The organism is Streptomyces tardus (assembly GCF_018101125.2).
Lineage (GTDB): Bacteria > Actinomycetota > Actinomycetes > Streptomycetales > Streptomycetaceae > Streptomyces > Streptomyces tardus.
In genome coordinates, this window is record NZ_JAELVF020000001.1 from 1,562,957 (window position 1) to 1,578,346 (window position 15,390).

Annotated in this window: 13 protein-coding genes and 2 pseudogenes; 3 read left to right on the forward strand and 12 right to left on the reverse strand. The window is 72.9% G+C overall.

Annotation, left to right across the window (positions count from 1 at the left end; translation table 11 throughout):
• Positions 1–85 precede the first annotated feature (85 nt).
• Together bagB and bagA are read right to left on the reverse strand one after the other, a co-directional pair.
• Positions 86–1,483 (reverse strand): ATPase BagB, encoded by a 1,398-nt coding sequence (gene bagB / locus JGS22_RS06740; protein WP_211041529.1) that lies wholly within the window; start codon positions 1,481–1,483, stop codon positions 86–88.
• Positions 1,480–2,475 (reverse strand): ATPase BagA, encoded by a 996-nt coding sequence (bagA, locus tag JGS22_RS06745; protein ID WP_211041530.1) that lies wholly within the window; start codon positions 2,473–2,475, stop codon positions 1,480–1,482. Before bagA ends, bagB begins: the two co-directional genes overlap by 4 nt.
• A 43-nt stretch (positions 2,476–2,518) precedes the next feature.
• Here bagA and sp36 point away from each other — a divergent pair, with 43 nt between their 5' ends.
• From sp36 to JGS22_RS06760, 3 genes are all read left to right on the forward strand, one after another.
• Positions 2,519–2,674, forward strand: coding sequence for a Sp36 family protein (gene sp36 / locus JGS22_RS06750; RefSeq protein WP_211041531.1), 156 nt, complete (start codon positions 2,519–2,521; stop codon positions 2,672–2,674).
• Complete coding sequence (locus JGS22_RS06755) at positions 2,671–3,144, forward strand: RidA family protein (RefSeq protein ID WP_211041532.1); 474 nt, start codon at positions 2,671–2,673, stop codon at positions 3,142–3,144. Before sp36 ends, JGS22_RS06755 begins: the two co-directional genes overlap by 4 nt.
• 212 nt (positions 3,145–3,356) lie before the next feature.
• Positions 3,357–5,204 (forward strand): S9 family peptidase, encoded by a 1,848-nt coding sequence (locus JGS22_RS06760; protein WP_211041533.1) that lies wholly within the window; start codon positions 3,357–3,359, stop codon positions 5,202–5,204.
• A 102-nt stretch (positions 5,205–5,306) separates the two neighbouring features.
• Here the strand turns inward: JGS22_RS06760 and JGS22_RS06765 are convergent, their stop codons facing one another.
• The 10 genes and pseudogenes from JGS22_RS06765 to JGS22_RS27035 all read right to left on the reverse strand — a co-directional run.
• Positions 5,307–6,257: an SURF1 family protein gene (locus tag JGS22_RS06765; RefSeq protein ID WP_211041534.1), complete on the reverse strand. Its 951-nt coding sequence runs from the start codon at positions 6,255–6,257 to the stop codon at positions 5,307–5,309.
• Between the two features lie 320 nt (positions 6,258–6,577).
• Positions 6,578–7,861, reverse strand: a complete 1,284-nt coding sequence (locus JGS22_RS06770) for a DUF4232 domain-containing protein (RefSeq protein ID WP_211041535.1) — start codon at positions 7,859–7,861, stop codon at positions 6,578–6,580.
• Complete coding sequence (locus tag JGS22_RS06775) at positions 7,858–8,430, reverse strand: SigE family RNA polymerase sigma factor (RefSeq protein WP_211041536.1); 573 nt, start codon at positions 8,428–8,430, stop codon at positions 7,858–7,860. The genes JGS22_RS06770 and JGS22_RS06775 overlap by 4 nt, the downstream gene beginning before the upstream one ends.
• Before the next feature lie 762 nt (positions 8,431–9,192).
• Positions 9,193–10,464, reverse strand: a complete 1,272-nt coding sequence (locus tag JGS22_RS06780) for an aspartate kinase (protein WP_211041537.1) — start codon at positions 10,462–10,464, stop codon at positions 9,193–9,195.
• A 481-nt stretch (positions 10,465–10,945) separates the two neighbouring features.
• Complete coding sequence (locus JGS22_RS06785) at positions 10,946–11,821, reverse strand: putative RNA methyltransferase (protein WP_211041538.1); 876 nt, start codon at positions 11,819–11,821, stop codon at positions 10,946–10,948.
• A gap of 106 nt (positions 11,822–11,927) precedes the next feature.
• Entirely contained in the window at positions 11,928–12,299 is a 372-nt protein-coding gene (locus JGS22_RS06790) for a hypothetical protein (protein ID WP_211041539.1), read from the reverse strand.
• Between the two features lie 31 nt (positions 12,300–12,330).
• On the reverse strand, positions 12,331–12,999 hold the full coding sequence (locus JGS22_RS06795) for a roadblock/LC7 domain-containing protein (RefSeq protein ID WP_236073055.1): 669 nt from the start codon (positions 12,997–12,999) through the stop codon (positions 12,331–12,333).
• Between the two features lie 394 nt (positions 13,000–13,393).
• Positions 13,394–14,491, reverse strand: coding sequence for a hypothetical protein (locus JGS22_RS06800; protein ID WP_211041541.1), 1,098 nt, complete (start codon positions 14,489–14,491; stop codon positions 13,394–13,396).
• Positions 14,488–14,670, reverse strand: a pseudogene (locus JGS22_RS27545) (hypothetical protein); the annotation flags it as partial. The pseudogene JGS22_RS27545 and the gene JGS22_RS06800, both read right to left, overlap by 4 nt.
• 345 nt (positions 14,671–15,015) lie before the next feature.
• Positions 15,016–15,204 (reverse strand): annotated as a pseudogene (locus JGS22_RS27035) (hypothetical protein); the annotation flags it as partial.
• Positions 15,205–15,390 lie beyond the last annotated feature (186 nt).

The window sequence follows — 15,390 nt, forward strand, 5'->3', positions numbered from 1 at the left end:
CGTACGGAGTGCGCCCGGCGCCCGGCGAGCGCCTCTGCCCGCCGGGCGCCGGGCGAACGGCCGCCGGGCCTACGCCCCTGGCCGGCTACCGCGTGGGCGGCCGAGTCGGCGCTGCCGACGACGACCGGTCGGAGGGCGGCGGGTCGGCAGGTGACTGGTCCGCCAGGCATTCGCCCACCTCGCGCAGGCCCGTCAGGTCGTGCACATCGCCGGGCAGTGCAGGCACCTCTGCCACCGGCACCTGCGGATGCAGCGCGGTGAAGCGGTCCCTGGCGCGCCGCTCCCGTGCGATCACCCGCATCCGCTCGGCGTGCAGCCGCAACAGCCCCGCCGCGTCCGCCTCCACCACCGCCGGATCCGTACGCGTCGTGTCGGCCGTACGTTCCTGATCCGCCGTACGTTCCTGATCCGCCGTACGCGTCGTGTCGGCCGTACGCGTCGGACCGTCCTTGCCCGCCGGCCCGCCGGTGCGTGGCGGGTCGGGCTCCGTGCCGGACGCACCGGAGTCCGCGGGCGCGCGGGACGTGTCCGCGGGCTCCTGGAGCAACTCCGCTGCGGCCAGGGCCCGTTCGGCACCCAGGCCGTCCGCGCCGCTGCCGTGCACCCGGTTCAGCACGAGCCCCGCGAGCGGCATCCGGTCCGCCGCGAGCCGCTCCACGAAGTACGCCGCCTCGCGCAGCGCGTCCCGCTCCGGTGCGGCCACCACGACGAACGCCGTGCCCGGCGCCTGGAGCAGACGGTAGGTGGCCTCGGCACGCTGCCGGAAGCCGCCGAACATCGAGTCCATCGCACCGGCGAAGGTCTGCACGTCCTTCAACAGGCCGGTGCCCAGCACCTTTCCGAGCACGCCCGTCACCGCGGAGAGCCCGCTCATCCCGAGGTTGACGAAGCGCATGCCCGCGCGCCCGCCCGCCCTTGCCGGAGCCGACAGCACCCGGATCAGCCTGCCGTCGAGGAACGAGCCCAGCCGGTTCGGCGCGTCCAGGAAGTCCAGCGCGGAGCGGCTGGGCGGGGTGTCGACCACGATCAGGTCCCACACCTCCTGGCCGCGCAGTTGCCCGAGCTTCTCCATCGCCATGTACTCCTGGGTGCCGGCGAAGCCGGCGGAGAGCGACTGGTAGAAGGGGTTGTCCAGAATGGCGCGGGCCCGCTCGGGATCCGCGTGCGCCTCGACGATCTCGTCGAAGGTGCGCTTCATGTCGAGCATCATGGCGTGAAGTTCGCCGCCGAGGGACTCGTCGATGCCGGCGACCCTGCGCGGTGTGTTGTCCAGTTCGGTCAGGCCCATCGACTGGGCCAGCCGGCGCGCGGGGTCGATGGTGAGGACGACGACTTTCCGGCCGCGTTCGGCCGCTCGCACCCCGAGCGCTGCGGCGGAGGTGGTCTTGCCGACCCCGCCCGAGCCGCAGCAGACGACGATCCGGGTTTCGGGGTCGTCGATCAGCGGGTCCATCTCCAGCACCGGCGGCTGCTTGAGGGTCATCGCGGCACCCCCTGCTCCCGCAGCCGCTCGGCGAGCGTGTAGAGCCCCGCCAGGTCCACTCCTTCGGTCAGCATCTCGAACTCCTTGGTGTCCAGCCCGAAGTCCGCCACCTCGGCACGGCGTTCCGCCTCGGTCGCCACCCTGGCGGTGTGCTCCAGCGCCTCGCGCAGCAGCGGTTCGACCAGCCGGTCGGCCTTGCCGCCCCGCCGGGCGCCGCCCAGCCCTGCGGTCGCGAACGCCTTCGCCAGCGCCGTGCGCCCCGCACCGGCCGTGTACCGGGCCGGGTCGAAGTCCGGGGGCAGCAGGCCGGAACGCGCCGTACTGACCATGTTGACCAGCACGGAGCCGACCGGCAGGCCTGCGCGGCGCAGTTCCCCGATGCCGTCCGCGGTCTCCTGCACCGGCATCTCCTCCAGCAGCGTCACCAGGTGCACCGCGGTCTCCGGGGATTTGATCACCCGCATCACGGCCTGTGCCTGGTTGTGGACCGGGCCGACCCGCGCCAGTCCCGCCACCTCGTCGTTCACCCCGAGGAAGCGGGTGATGCGGCCGGTGGGCGGGGCGTCCATGATCACCGCGTCGTAGCGGAACTCACCGGATCGGGTACGGCGTCGTACGGCCTCGCACGCCTTCCCGGTCAGCAGTACGTCCCGCAGGCCGGGGGCGATGGTGGTGGCGAAGTCGACGGCTCCGACGCGGCGCAGCACCCGGCCCGCGCTGCCGAGCTTGTAGAACATCTGGAGGTAGTCGTAGAGCGCCTGCTCCGGGTCCATCGCCAGCGCGTACACCTCGCCGCCGCCCGGGCCCACGGCAATCCGCCGCTCCTCGTAGGGCAGTTGCTCGGTCTCGAAGAGCTGTGCAATGCCCTGGCGCCCCTCGACCTCGACGAGGAGCGTGCGCCGGCCCTCCTCCGCGAGAGCGAGCGCGAATGCCGCGGCGACCGTCGTCTTGCCGGTGCCGCCCTTGCCGGTGACCACATGGAGCCTGCTCACCCTGCGAGCCTAACCACGGTCCGGCACGGTCTACCCTCTGACCATGACAAAATGGGAGTACGTAACCGTGCCGCTGCTCGTACACGCCACGAAGCAGATTCTGGACACCTGGGGCGAGGACGGCTGGGAGCTGGTTCAGGTCGTGCCCGGGCCGAACCCGGAGCAGCTGGTGGCCTACCTCAAGCGGGCCAAGCAGTGAGTGCCGTCGAGGCACGACTGGCCGAGCTGGGCCTGACTCTTCCCGAGGTCGCCGCACCGCTGGCGTCCTACGTGCCCGCGGTGACGACCGGCACCTCTCCGACGTACGTCCACACCGCGGGCCAACTGCCGCTGGTGGACGGCAAGCTGGCGGAGACGGGCAAGGTCGGCAGCGAGGTCTCGCCGGAGCGGGCCAAGGAGCTGGCCGCGATCTGCGCGCTGAACGGCCTCGCCGCGGTGAAGTCCGCGATCGGGGACCTGGACCGGATCGCCAGGGTGGTCAAGGTGGTCGGCTTCGTCGCCTCGGCACCGCACTTCACCGGCCAGCCCGGTGTGCTCAACGGCGCGAGCGAGCTGCTCGGCGAGGTCCTCGGCGAGAAGGGCGTCCACGCGCGCAGCGCGGTGGGTGTCGCGGTGCTGCCGATCGACGCCCCGGTCGAGGTCGAGCTCCAGGTCGAGCTGGCCGACTGACCCGGCACCGCGCCCCGGCGGCGCGCCCCGGCAGCGCGGAACGCCGGCGGTAGGACGCCTCGGCCGCACCGCGGCGGGGGCGCCTCGCCGGTACCGGCCCCGGGCCGGGCGGCCCGGGGCGAGCCGGCCGGTCGAGCCTTCGGGTCGAGCCGGCGGCGGGCGGGGCTCGGCGCGGGTTCGGGCGGTCTTCACCGGGCCCGCACAATGGACGCATGACCGATGACACTTCGTCCATTCCGCCCTGGGAGCAGCGCTTCCGCGCCCCCCGCGTCTCGTTGCCCGAGTGGGCCGAGGACGCGCCGTCCCGGTCGCTGTTCGTCTCGAACGCGACCGGGACCTTCGAGCTCTACACCTGGGACCGCGACAGCGACCGCCGCAGCCAGGCGACCCGGCGTCCGAACGGCACCACCTTCGGCACCCTCTCCCCCGACGGCGAGTGGCTGTGGTGGTTCGCCGACACCGACGGGGACGAGTTCGGCGTGTGGCGCCGCCAGCCGTTCGACGCGGCAGTGGAGGGCGCGGGCGCGGACTTCGTCTCCGGATCCGACGTGGACAGCGCCTCCGAGCCCGCCGTCGCGGGGCTGGAGCCCTCCTACCCCTCGGGCCTGGCGATCGGCCGGGACGGTACGACGGTCGTGGGCCGCTCCACCGACACCGACGGCAGCACGATCCATGTGCTGCGCCCCGGCGGCGAGTTGAGGGAGATCTACCGGCACCAGGAGTCGGCGGGCGTGGGCGATCTCAGCCACGACAGCGATCTGCTGGTCATCGAGCACACCGAGCACGGCGACGCGATGCACTCCGCTCTGCGGGTGGTCACCCTGGACGGCGAGACCGTCGCCGAGCTGGACGACACCGAGGGCGGCACTCGCGAACTCGGCCTGGCGGTCCTCGGCTTCGTACCCGTGGCGGGCGACAGCCGGCTGCTCGTCGGCCACCAGCGGCGCAACCGCTGGGAGCCGCTTGTCTGGGACCCCCGCACCGGCGAGGTCACCGAACTCGACATCGATCTGCCCGGTGATGTCAGTGCCGAGTGGTACCCCGACGGCAGCGCCCTGCTGATCGCCCACGGCCACCAGGCGCGCAGCGACCTGTGGCGGTTCGAGCCGGACACGGGTTCGCTGCTGCCGGTTCCCACCCCGAAGGGCACCGTCTCGGGCGCCGGTGCGCGGCCGGACGGTTCGGTGGAGTACGTCTGGTCCTCGGCCGCGGAGCCGCCGGTCGTGCGCTCCACCGAGGGCGGGGTCGTGCTCGACCCGCCGGGCCCCCGGGCGCCGGCTTCGGTGCCGGTGGAGGACGCGTGGGTGGAGGGCCCCGGCGGCACCATCCACGCACTGGTGCAGCGGCCGGAGGGCGAGGGCCCGCACCCGACGATCTTCGAGGTGCACGGCGGGCCGACGCACCACGACAGCGACTCCTTCGCCTCCGACCCGGCGGCCTGGGTCGACCACGGCTTCGCGGTCGTACGGGTCAACTACCGCGGCTCGACCGGCTACGGCCGGGAGTGGACGGACGCACTCAAGCAGCGCGTCGGGCTGATCGAGCTGGAGGACGTCGACGCCGTACGGCGGTGGGCGGTGGACAGCGGTCTGGCCGACCCGGAGCGACTGGTGCTCTCGGGCGCCTCCTGGGGCGGCTATCTGACGCTGCTCGGGCTCGGCACCCAGCCCGAGCACTGGGCGGTCGGGCTGGCCGTGGTGCCGGTCGCGGACTACGTGACGGCCTACCACGACGAGATGGAGGCCCTGAAGGCGATGGACCGCACGCTGCTGGGCGGCAGCCCCGAGGAGGTGCCGGAGCGCTACCGCGAGTCCTCGCCGATCACGTACGTCGACGCCGTACGGGCGCCGGTGTACATCTCCGCGGGTCTCAACGACCCGCGCTGCCCGATCCGTCAGGTGGAGAACTACGTCGACCGGCTCAAGGAGCGCGACCACCCGCACGAGGTGTACCGCTACGACGCCGGGCACGGCTCGCTGGTGGTGGAGGAGCGGATCAAGCAGGTCAGGATGGAGCTGAGCTTCGCGCTGCGGCACCTTCCGGAGCGCTCGACCCGCTGACGCCGACGCCCGTCGGCCGGTCGCAAGCCTCCGGCCGGTCGGCGGTCTCCGGCGCGAGTGCCGCTCGGGACGAGTGCCGCTCGGGGCGGTGCTGCCAGGGGGTCAGCCTCTGGCTGTGCCGGCCGGGCTGCCGCTCTCGGCGTCGGCCGAGTTGTCGTCGGTCTCGGTCTCGGTCTCGGGCTCGGGCTTGGGCTTGGCTGCGGGCTCGGGCTTCGTCTCGGCCTCCGCGGGCGGTGCGGGCTGCTTCGCGGTGCCCGGCGGCGGGGTGACGATCCCCATGGCGGCATCCCTGGCGACCTCGACGTCGCGCCGGAAGAAGCGGAACCACATGAACGCCACGAAGGCGGCGAAGACAAACCACTCGGCCGTGTAGCCGAGGTTCTGGAACGCCTTCAGATCGAGTCCGGTGTCCTTCGGGGCCACCGGCGGCACCGCCTTCAGCGGCTGCGGCAGCTGCTCGGGGTCGACGACGGTGATCCAGGCGTTGTACACGTCGTAGGGCACCAGGTTGACCAGCGAGGCCGCGCTGATCCGGTCCAACTGCCCGGCGGGCAGCCCGGTCTCGCCGCCGGTGGTCTCGGAGGACTGGAGCGCACCGCTGACCGTGACCTCGCCGCGCGGCGGCGCCGGTACGTTCTCCGGCGCCGGCTCTCCTGCCAACCAGCCGCGCACGACCGGCAGCACGCGTTCGCCGTCACCGTCGGCGCCCTCGATCGGGCCGCCGTCGTCGGTGCGCAGCAGAGTGACGACGTAGCTGCCCCGCTCGCCCTCCAGCGTCCGGCCCGGGGACAGGAACTGGTGCTCGGTGTCGTAGGTGCCGCGTGCCTCGGCGACCTTGCCCGAGGTCTGCTTGTCGACCGGCATCAGCTGGGCGAGCGGCTTCGCACGCTGCTGGGCGATCTGCTCGGTCCGGCTCTCCCGTTCCCGGTGGCTCGCGGCCCTGTCCTCGAAGCGGGAGAGCTGCCAGCTGCCCATGAACAGGCAGAACGGAACCGCGGTGACGAGGAAGAGGTTGATCGCCCACCAGCGGGGAGTCAGCAGAAACCGGTACACACCGCAAACGGTACGGGTGCCCGCCCGGCGCCCCGGACCCGGCCCCGTGCTGGACGCCCCCGCCGACCGGCCCCGAAGCGCCGCGCACTCGTACCGCACGGCCGGTTTCGCGGCCGTGCGGTACGAGTGCGCGGTCACCGCGGGGCTGCGCGCCCGCACCCGGCCCGTACCTCATGGCGACCGCAGCGACCGCAGCCGCGGGGCGTGCCCGTAGCCGCCGAAGTCGTGCCGCGAGTGCCGGCCGGCACTCGTCACGGGCAGGACGGAGCCGTGGCCACGACGGTTGCCGCGGGGGCGCGGGGCGGGCGCGCGGCGCGGGATCAGGAGGTCTGGAGCGGGCCCGTGCGGTAGACCTTGCCGGTGCAGGCGATGTCGAAGTGCACGGTGGGCAGGCTCGGTTCGCCGGCGGCGGGCGTGTAGTTGAGCAGGACGGCCGAGTTGTCGGCGTCTCCGCCGTCACTGCCGCCGGACTGCGGTTCGACGCCGCCGGTGGTTCCGTCGCCGCCGTCGCCGCCGCCGCCGACCACGTTGTCGCCGCCGTCGCCGCCGTCGTCGCCGCCGTCGCCGTCGCCGCCGTCGCCGGAGCCGGGTTCCCCGGTGCCGCCGCCGCCCGGACCGCCGGGGGGCGGATCGCTCGGGTCGGGCTCCTCGTCCCTTGGGGTGCAGGTCTGGCCGCGTGCGGGAGACGGAATCCAGGCGAACTTCACCTGGTACGCCTCGCCCGGTCGCAGGACGACCGGCCCGTTCTGGTCGGAGGGGTCGGGCAGTTCGGTCGCCCGGCCGCCCGGAGTGTGGTCGAGGACCTGGAGGTCGGGGCTGGGCACCGAGCCGACGCCGCTGGCCTTCAGCCCGTCCCTGCCCTTCACCCGGCAGGTCTGGTCGGAGATGTTGGTCAGCTCGAAGGAGCCGTAGACACGGCCCCTGCTGTCGGGCTCTCCCACGGTGACGTCGCCGTTGCCGAGCTGGTCGGGGCCGCAGCCGGGCGCACCCGCGGTGGGGCCGCCGTCGCCGCTGGGCGAGGCCGAGTCCTCGGTCGAGGGGTCGCCGGACGGTCTGCCCGTGCTGCCCCCGCTCGCTCCCGAACCGTTCTCGCTCTCCTGGTCGGCGCCGCCGAGGCCGCCACCGACCGAGGCGCCGTCCTCGTACGGGTCGGACTTCTCGCCCGGCCCGCTGTGCGCGGCGTTGCTCTGGCTGTCGCCGTTCAGCGGCCCCGGAACGACGCCGGCCTGCATCAGCGGCAGCGTCACCCCGACGACCAGGGCGGCAGCGCCCGCACCCACCATCGCGTTGCGGCGACGGGCACGGCGTACGGGAATGGCGTGCCGAATCTCCTCCAGCGCGCCGGGGCGGGGCTCCAGCCCCTCGGCCGCGCCGTGCAGCATCCGGCGCAGCGCCTCGCCCTCGGCCGGTGCATCGCCGGGGTCGCTCTCGGCCGGTGGGCCTTCGGGGTCCCGGCGGTGCGCGTCGGCCCCGCCGGAACCGGATGGGCCGCTTCCGTTTCGTCCGGAGTCCGCGCCGCCGACCGCCCAACTGGTGCCGGGCGTCCGTTCGTCGGGCTCCTCGGGGCGACCGCCGGCGGGACGCTCGTGCCTGTCCTCGCTCATACCGGTGTCTCCATCGCTACGCGTAGCGCCGCTATTCCGCGCGAGCCGTACGCCTTGACCGATCCGCGCGAGATCCCCAGGGTCTGGGCGACCTGCTCCTCCGTCATGTCGGCGAAGTACCGCAGGACCAGCACCTCGCGCTGGCGCCGCTGGAGTCCGCGCAGGGCGCGCTTCAACTCGTCGCGCTCCAGCTGCTCATAGGCGCCCTCCTCGGCGCTGGCCATGTCCGGCATCGGCTTGGAGAGCAGCTTCAGGCCGAGGATGCGGCGGCGCAGCGTCGAACGGGAGAGGTTGACCACGGTCTGGCGCAGGTAGGCGAGCGTCTTCTCGGGGTCCTTCACGCGACTGCGCGCGGAGTGGACCCGGATGAACGCCTCCTGGACGACGTCCTCACAGGAGGCCGTGTCGTCCAGCAGAAGTGCCGCCAGTCCGAGCAGCGAGCGGTAGTGCGCGCTGTACGTCTCGGTGAGGTGGTCGACCGTGGTACCCGCAGCCATCGCGTCGTCAGCGCCCTCGCGTGGCGCTGACGCCGTCGACGACTGGGCGGGCCACGGCGCGATTACGGGCATCCCGTTCGCCATGACCGCTCGAGCCGCCCGTATGGGGCCTGCCGCTGCCAGTTCCAGTGCCTCTGCCACACCAGTTGGACACGCTGCCCCCCGTCATGGTTGTACGCGGACCCGCTCGAAGCGTGTGACGGATGCGACATGCCCGGTGCGGCCGGCACGATCGCTCTCGCGCCGGGCATCGTGGTATTCGCAGCCATCGAAACCGCCTCTTCCTCAATTGCCCCACTTTTTCAGTAGTTTCAGCCGGTCGATCGGCGACCGGACGGCACAGTCGGCCCAGCGTCTCGACTACGACAGTGTGGGGCTAAGACGCTTCGGTGGAACCACTGGTTGCAGAAGACGGTGGGGGAAATCGTCACGCAGAGGGCTGGTCCAGATCAAGGCGGTCTCAGCACAACTTGATCACAAGGCCTCCACCGAATGCGAAATAGCGCTCAGGGTCCACCGAACCCGACAGGGGATGCTTTCTGCGGTCGAATCCGCAGTCGGGTCCACAAGTCGTACGCCCGACGGCCGCGGACCGCACGACTGCGGGGCGGCGGGCGGTGCCGGGGCGATCGGACGGGTCGAGGTGGAGCGGGTCGCGCCGGCAGGGTCGCGCGGGGCGGGCCCGGGCGGGAACGACGGAGCCCGCCGGTCGTACCCCGGGAGCGGGGTTCGACCGGCGGGCTCCATACCGCCGCCGCGCACGGGCGTTGACGCCGTACGGGTGCGGTCGCCGGCTCGCCGCGAGCGGCGGCGGGCGGTGCTGGGCCGGGTGTTTCAGCGGCCGGTGCCGCCGTAGACGACCGCCTCGTCGCTGTCGCTGTCGAGGCCGAAGGCGGTGTGCACGACGCGCACCGCCTCGTTCACCTCGTCCTGACGCGTGACGACCGAAATGCGGATCTCGGAGGTCGAGATCAGCTCGATGTTCACGCCGGCGTTGGCGAGCGCCTCGAAGAAGGTCGCGGTGACGCCGGGGTTGGTCTTCATGCCCGCGCCGACGAGCGAGATCTTGGCGACCTGGTCGTCGTAGCGCAGCGAGTCGTAGCCGATGCCCTCCTTCTGCTTCTTCAGGGCGTCGATGGCCCTGCGCCCGTCGGTCTTGGGCAGCGTGAAGGAGATGTCGGTCAGACCGGTGGTCGCGGCGGAGACGTTCTGCACCACCATGTCGATGTTCAGCTCGGCGTCCGCGATGGCACGGAAGATCGCCGCGGCCTCACCGGGCTTGTCCGGAACTCCGACGATCGTGATCTTGGCCTCGGAGGTGTCGTGTGCCACCCCGGAGATCAGCGCCTGCTCCATCGGTTGGTCCCCTCGCGGTTCGTTGCTGACCCAGGTGCCCGGCAGCGGCGAGAACGACGACCGGACGTGGATCGGGATGTTGTAGCGGCGTGCGTACTCCACGCACCGGTGCAGCAGCACCTTGGAGCCGGAGCTTGCCAGCTCCAGCATGTCACCGAAGGAGATCCAGTCGATCTTCCTGGCCTTCTTCACGACGCGGGGGTCCGCGGTGAAGACGCCGTCGACGTCGGTGTAGATCTCGCAGCACTCGGCGTCCAGCGCGGCGGCCAGCGCGACCGCGGTGGTGTCGGAACCGCCGCGTCCGAGTGTGGTGATGTCCTTGCTGTCCTGCGAGACGCCCTGGAAGCCGGCGACGATGGCGATGTTGCCCTCGTCCACGGAGTCCTTGATCCGGCCCGGCGTGACATCGATGATCCGAGCCTTGTTGTGCACGGCGTCGGTGATGAGGCCGGCCTGGCTGCCCGTGAAGGACTGCGCCTCGTGGCCGAGCGATTTGATCGCCATCGCCAGCAGCGACATGGAGATCCGCTCTCCGGCGGTCAGCAGCATGTCGAACTCGCGCCCCGAGGAAATCGGGGACACCTCTCTTGCGAGATCGATCAGCTCATCCGTCGTGTCACCCATCGCCGAGACCACGGCCACCACTTGGTGGCCCTTCTTCTTGGCCTCGACTACCCGCTTGGCAACGCGCTTGATGCCCTCGGCATCCGCAACGGAGGAGCCGCCGTACTTCTGCACGACTAGGCTCACGTGCGCTCCTCGTATCTCTGTCTCACCGGGCCCATGGCCGGGGCCCTCGGTCGGCTCAGCTTAGCGAGCGGATGAATGTCCTCCTCCGGTTGTCACCGGGTGACATTCGAGCCCGCTCCGCGAACTCCTCTTCCCTCATATCGGCGAGACATACGGGAACGTAAGGGAGGTCACACCACAGTGATCGTCGAGCTTGTGGATGGGTTCGGTGGTTTCTCGGCCATTTTCGTGCAGGTTTCCCGAACGCGCTCCCCCGGGCGTCCCTCAGTGCCGCCGACCGGCCACGACCGCCCCGGGGGCCGTGTCCGAGGCGTCGGGGCCTGTCGTTCCGGACCTGTCGGGCCTGGGAGCGGCCTCCGGTGCGTGCGGTTGCGAGGCGGCTGAGGGAGGCCTTCGGAGACGCGGCGACCGACGGCGACGCGGCGGGTTCAGCTGCGTGTGCCGGGCGTCGCGAGCCCTGCGAAGAACCGGACGACAGGCCCTACGCCCCCGCGCGGGGGCGGTGGACGGAGAGCCGGAAGGCGGTCGTGGCGGTGCAGCCGTCCGGCAGCTCCCGTGCGGCGCGCCCGTGCAGCTCGGCGGCGGAGACGTGGTGGCCGGTGGGGCCCATCAGGACGAGCCCGACCGCCTGCTCACGGGTGAGCGGCAGCCGTCCGCCGACGACCTCGGCGCCCGCCGACTCGAAGTGGTCGCCCAGGCTCCGTTCCAGCCGGTCCTTCTTGGCCTCGGCCACCGCCAACAGCCCCAGGGGCTCGCGGAGTTCGGCCAGGTGACCGTCGGCCGGGGTGACGACGAGCAGCACCCCGGACGGGGTGATCACCCGGTGGTACTCGGCCGCGTTGCGCGGCGCGAACACGTTCAGCACCAGATCCGTCGAGCCCGTACGGACCGGCAGCGGCTGCCACAGGTCCCAGGTCGCGGCGCCTGCCCGCGGATGTGCGCGGGCAGCCCTGCGGACGGCGTACTTGGAGGCGTCGAGCCCGAGGCCGACGGCGCCGGGGAGGGCGTCGAGCACGGCGGCGAGGTAGTGGCCGGTACCGGTACCGGCGTCCAGCACCCGGGAGTCGGACGGGCAGTGGGCGGCTGCGAGCCGGGCGAGCGCGTCGGTGAGGTGGGAGTAGAGGCCGCCGGACAGTGTGTCGGCGCGGGCCTGCACCATCTCGGCCGTGTCCGAACTGGGCACACGGCGACCGCCGGAGAGCAGCCCGACGTACCCCTGACGGGCCAGGTCGTAGCTGTGGCCGCGAGGGCAGACCAGGGAGTCGCCGCGCGGCGTGAGTTCGTCCGCGCACTGCGGGCACACCAGCTCCGCGAAGGGGCGGCGCGGTGCGGAGGGTGCGGGTTCGGCTGCGGGCATGATCGTCCTCGGCTGCGGCGTACGGATGGAAGACCGCCGACGCTACCGGAGGCCGCCGCTCCTGTTGTCCACACCCTGTGGACAACAGGAGCGCTCGCGCGCCGGGTCAGACCTCCAACTGGTTCTCGATCCTCTTCAGTTGGTGCCGGGCCATCGCCAGGTTCGCCCGACCGCGGTCGAGCGCGAGGTAGAGGAACAGGCCGTTGTCGGAGGCCGAGGTGAGCAGCCGGATCAGGTGGTACTGGCTGCCGAGGGTGATGAGGACGTCCTCGATCTCCTCCTGGAGGCCCAGGTGCTCCATCGTGCGGACCTTTGCCCGTACGACGTCGGTGTTGCCGGCGGCAGCGACGTCGAGGTCGAGGTCCTTGGTGCCGCCGATGGTCCCGAGCGCCATACCGCTCGAGTAGTCGACGAGAGCGGCGCCGATCGCGCCGTCGATCGTCATGGCCTCCTTGAGGGAGGCTTCGGTATTGGCCATGATCGTCAACTTCCTTTCAGCGTTGGTGTGTTCACGATTCGCGCGGACCGTCGACAGGACTGCCGGCGGTGGTCTCGGCCGCCCCGCCACCCCGCCGGACCCCCGTACGGGCCGACGGACGCGCCTGCGGTGCGGTCGCCGAACCGGGCGGGGGCGGAGGAGCGGGGGCGGCGGTGGAAGGGTCGGGGCCGCCGACCGGGACGGAACCGCCGGCCGCGTCCGGCCCCTGGGCGGAGTCCGGGCGACGGCGGGGCAGCGGGGAGCGCGTACCGGCGGTGCGCCCGGGCTCCGGCAGGGGCCGGCCCGTCGCGGGCACGGCGCCGTGGTGGACCAGTTCGGCGATACGGACGCCGGCGCGGCGTGCCTCCAGATGCAACCGGCCGACGTTCGCCCGGGGTTCGGCCAGCACGGTGAGCACGGCGGTGGGGCCCGCGGCGTACGTCGCCACGTAGCCGGTCTCGCCGCGCAGCACCAGCTCGCGGAACCCGCCGCTGCCGGTGACGTCCGCCAGCCGCAGCGCGACACCGAGCGCGGCGGCCGTGAGGGCGGCCGTCCCCTCGGCCTCCACCCCGCCCGCGTCCTCGGCGAGCACCAAACCGTCGGCGCTGGCGGCGAGCGAGCCCGTCAGATGGGGAACGCGCGCCCTCAACTGCCGTAGTTCGTCGAGCAGTTCGTCCAGTGCCACGGGTTGCGGGGCCATCGGCTGTCTCCTCCCGGTGAGCTGTCTGAGAGCGCGCCGCATCACGACGCGCAGCATTCCCGGCACACGGCAGCCGCACGGGGACACCCGCTGCCGGGCGGCAGGGCCCCGCGCCCGGCAGCCGGAACGCCCAGCCCCACGACGCGCAGCCCCATGGCACGCAGGCCTGTCGCGCGGAGCACGAGAAACGGGCGGTCGGAGCGGCTCACGGGTGGACGGCTTCGCGGGCGCGAGCACAGCCGCGAGTACGGCAGCGCGTCCCGCCTGGAGTGCGCCCCGGGCAGCGGCGGCACGTACGGCAGCGCGTCCCGCCGGGCGTACGGGTGGCTGCGCGGGCTGCGGTTGCGGCTGCGGTTGCGGTTGCGGTTGCGCGGGCTGCGGCGTGGTCGGGAGTTCACAGCTTCTCCTCCAGGGCGTCGCGGACTCGGCGGAGCAGGGCGATGTCGGGTTCCGCGCCGCGGACGGAGTCCGGAGCGAGGTCAGGGCCGACCGCGGCGGCGTGGTCGGGAGTTCGGCCGCGCGCAGCCGGCCCGGGCCTCGGCGCCGCGTCGGGCACCCGCAGATGACCGTTGGCCCGCCGGTGGTCCGGCCGGTGCGCGGCCTCGCGCCCACCGTCGCGTCCGGTGTCGCGCCCACCATCGCGCACGGAATCGGGCCCGGTGTCGCGCACGGAATCGGAACCCGGGAGGGCATACCGGGCCCATCCGGCCGCGTAGGCGGTGGGCTCCTTCACTCTCCGGGGCAGTACGGGGCGACGGGCGGCGTCCCCGTCGGCCGAAGCGGGCCACTGCGCGTGCGCCGGCTCCAGATACCCCGCGTTCGCCAACCGCCGTACGTCCAGCAGGACATGGAAGGTCGGCCGGCCGAGCAGCCGCGCGATGTCGGTGGCCGAACGCGTCCCGTCGGCGGCCGTCAGCACCGGCAGCCTGCGGGGCGGCACGGCGGGGAGCCCGGCAGACCGCCAGGGCCGCCCTGCGGCACGCGCAGCCAGAGCCGTACGGCTGGGACGGACGGTGGCGGCGGCGCACGGCTGCGGCGGCGCGTTCAGCAGCCGGCAGCGGCGGCGCACCTCGCGTTCGACCACCGCTGCCGGGACCGGACGTATCGCGCCCAACCAGTGGTCCGCGCCCGGCCGGAACCGCAGCGGGCCGAGGTCTCCGCCGAGCGCGAACCAGGCGGCGTCGTAGAGCGCGCCGAGATGGCAGATCTCCAACTGTCCGCGCGGGACGCGTCCGTCGGCGAGCAGCGCATGGGCGACCCGGCCGCGACGTTCGCTCTGCCGCAGCGCGGACTGCCAGGCCTCGGCGGCGGTCCGGCCCGCCCGTACCAGCAGTTCACCGACGGTGGGGGCGGCCGGGCTCTCGGCGTGCACCACCTGACCGGCCTGTATGTACACGGCGCCCGCCTCGCCGAACAGCGCGCCGGTAGCGCCTTCGGCCGCCAACCGGGCGAGCACCTCCAACCCGTCCTCGCGCACGTCGGCGGGTCTCACTCCCACACCAACCGGTCGGCGAGGTCCCGCAGTCGGAGCCTGGCGAGCGCCAGGTTGCCGTCGTCGCGGCGGAGCCACAGATAGAGGAAGACGCTGCTGTCGATGTCGGTGCGAACGAAGTGGAGCAGGTGGTAACTGTCGCTGGCGCTGACGATGACGTCCTCGCAGGCGAGGGGCGGCACGTCGTAGGACCCGTGTGCACCGGCGGGCACGGGGTGCGCGTTCGCGCCCGCCGGCCGGGCGCCGGGGTTGCCCGAACTGCCGGGGTTGGCGGGGTCGGCGGGGTTGGCCGGGCGGTCCTCGGCCGGGGGATGCGGGCCCTGTGACGGCACCCGGTTCGGGTGCCGGTCGCGGCCCCGCTCCGACGGGAGACCCCCCGACGGGGGCCCTTCCGACGCAAGCCCGTGCCGCCCGGGCCCGCCGACGGGACCGGGGGGCGGCCCGCCCCCCGGAGCGTCCCGGCCGGGTCCGGAAACCCCGGCCGCGGGCGGCGGACTGTGCGTACGTCCGGTGAACTCCCGTACGGCGAAGGAGGGTTGCTCAGCCGCCATCCTGGCGAGCTCGGCGGTCTCGGCCGCGGACGCCTCGTGATCGCCGACCGGCGACTCCCCCACCGTGCCGAGGGCAAGCCCACTGGTCCAGTCGACGACGGCGGCGCCGCGCGCACCCGGCAGTTTCATGGCCTCCAGTAAGCACGCGTCGATCCCGGGCACGTCAACTCCCCTCCCGCCGCCACTCGTTCGAGTGTCGGTGAGGACGAAGCTACGGATCGCGGGTGCCCGCTTGGAGGATTTCTCGCGTTTTGCTCCGCATAGGTGCACATGCCACTAGAGTTCTGAGCAAACCCTTTTGGCAGTTGCCCCAGGCACAACTCGGGCCCCGGACGCCACGTGTTTCAC

Excerpts from the sequence above, each read along its gene's own strand:
- JGS22_RS06785 (WP_211041538.1), bottom strand. The coding sequence starts at position 11,821 with ATGCCCGCAGCCGAACCCGCACCCTCCGCACCGCGCCGCCCCTTCGCG.
- bagB (WP_211041529.1), bottom strand. The coding sequence starts at position 1,483 with ATGACCCTCAAGCAGCCGCCGGTGCTGGAGATGGACCCGCTGATCGAC.
- JGS22_RS06770 (WP_211041535.1), bottom strand. The coding sequence starts at position 7,861 with ATGAGCGAGGACAGGCACGAGCGTCCCGCCGGCGGTCGCCCCGAGGAG.
- JGS22_RS06760 (WP_211041533.1), top strand. The coding sequence starts at position 3,357 with ATGACCGATGACACTTCGTCCATTCCGCCCTGGGAGCAGCGCTTCCGC.
- sp36 (WP_211041531.1), top strand. The coding sequence starts at position 2,519 with ATGACAAAATGGGAGTACGTAACCGTGCCGCTGCTCGTACACGCCACG.
- JGS22_RS06775 (WP_211041536.1), bottom strand. The coding sequence starts at position 8,430 with ATGCCCGTAATCGCGCCGTGGCCCGCCCAGTCGTCGACGGCGTCAGCG.
- JGS22_RS06790 (WP_211041539.1), bottom strand. The coding sequence starts at position 12,299 with ATGGCCAATACCGAAGCCTCCCTCAAGGAGGCCATGACGATCGACGGC.
- JGS22_RS06795 (WP_236073055.1), bottom strand. The coding sequence starts at position 12,999 with ATGGCCCCGCAACCCGTGGCACTGGACGAACTGCTCGACGAACTACGG.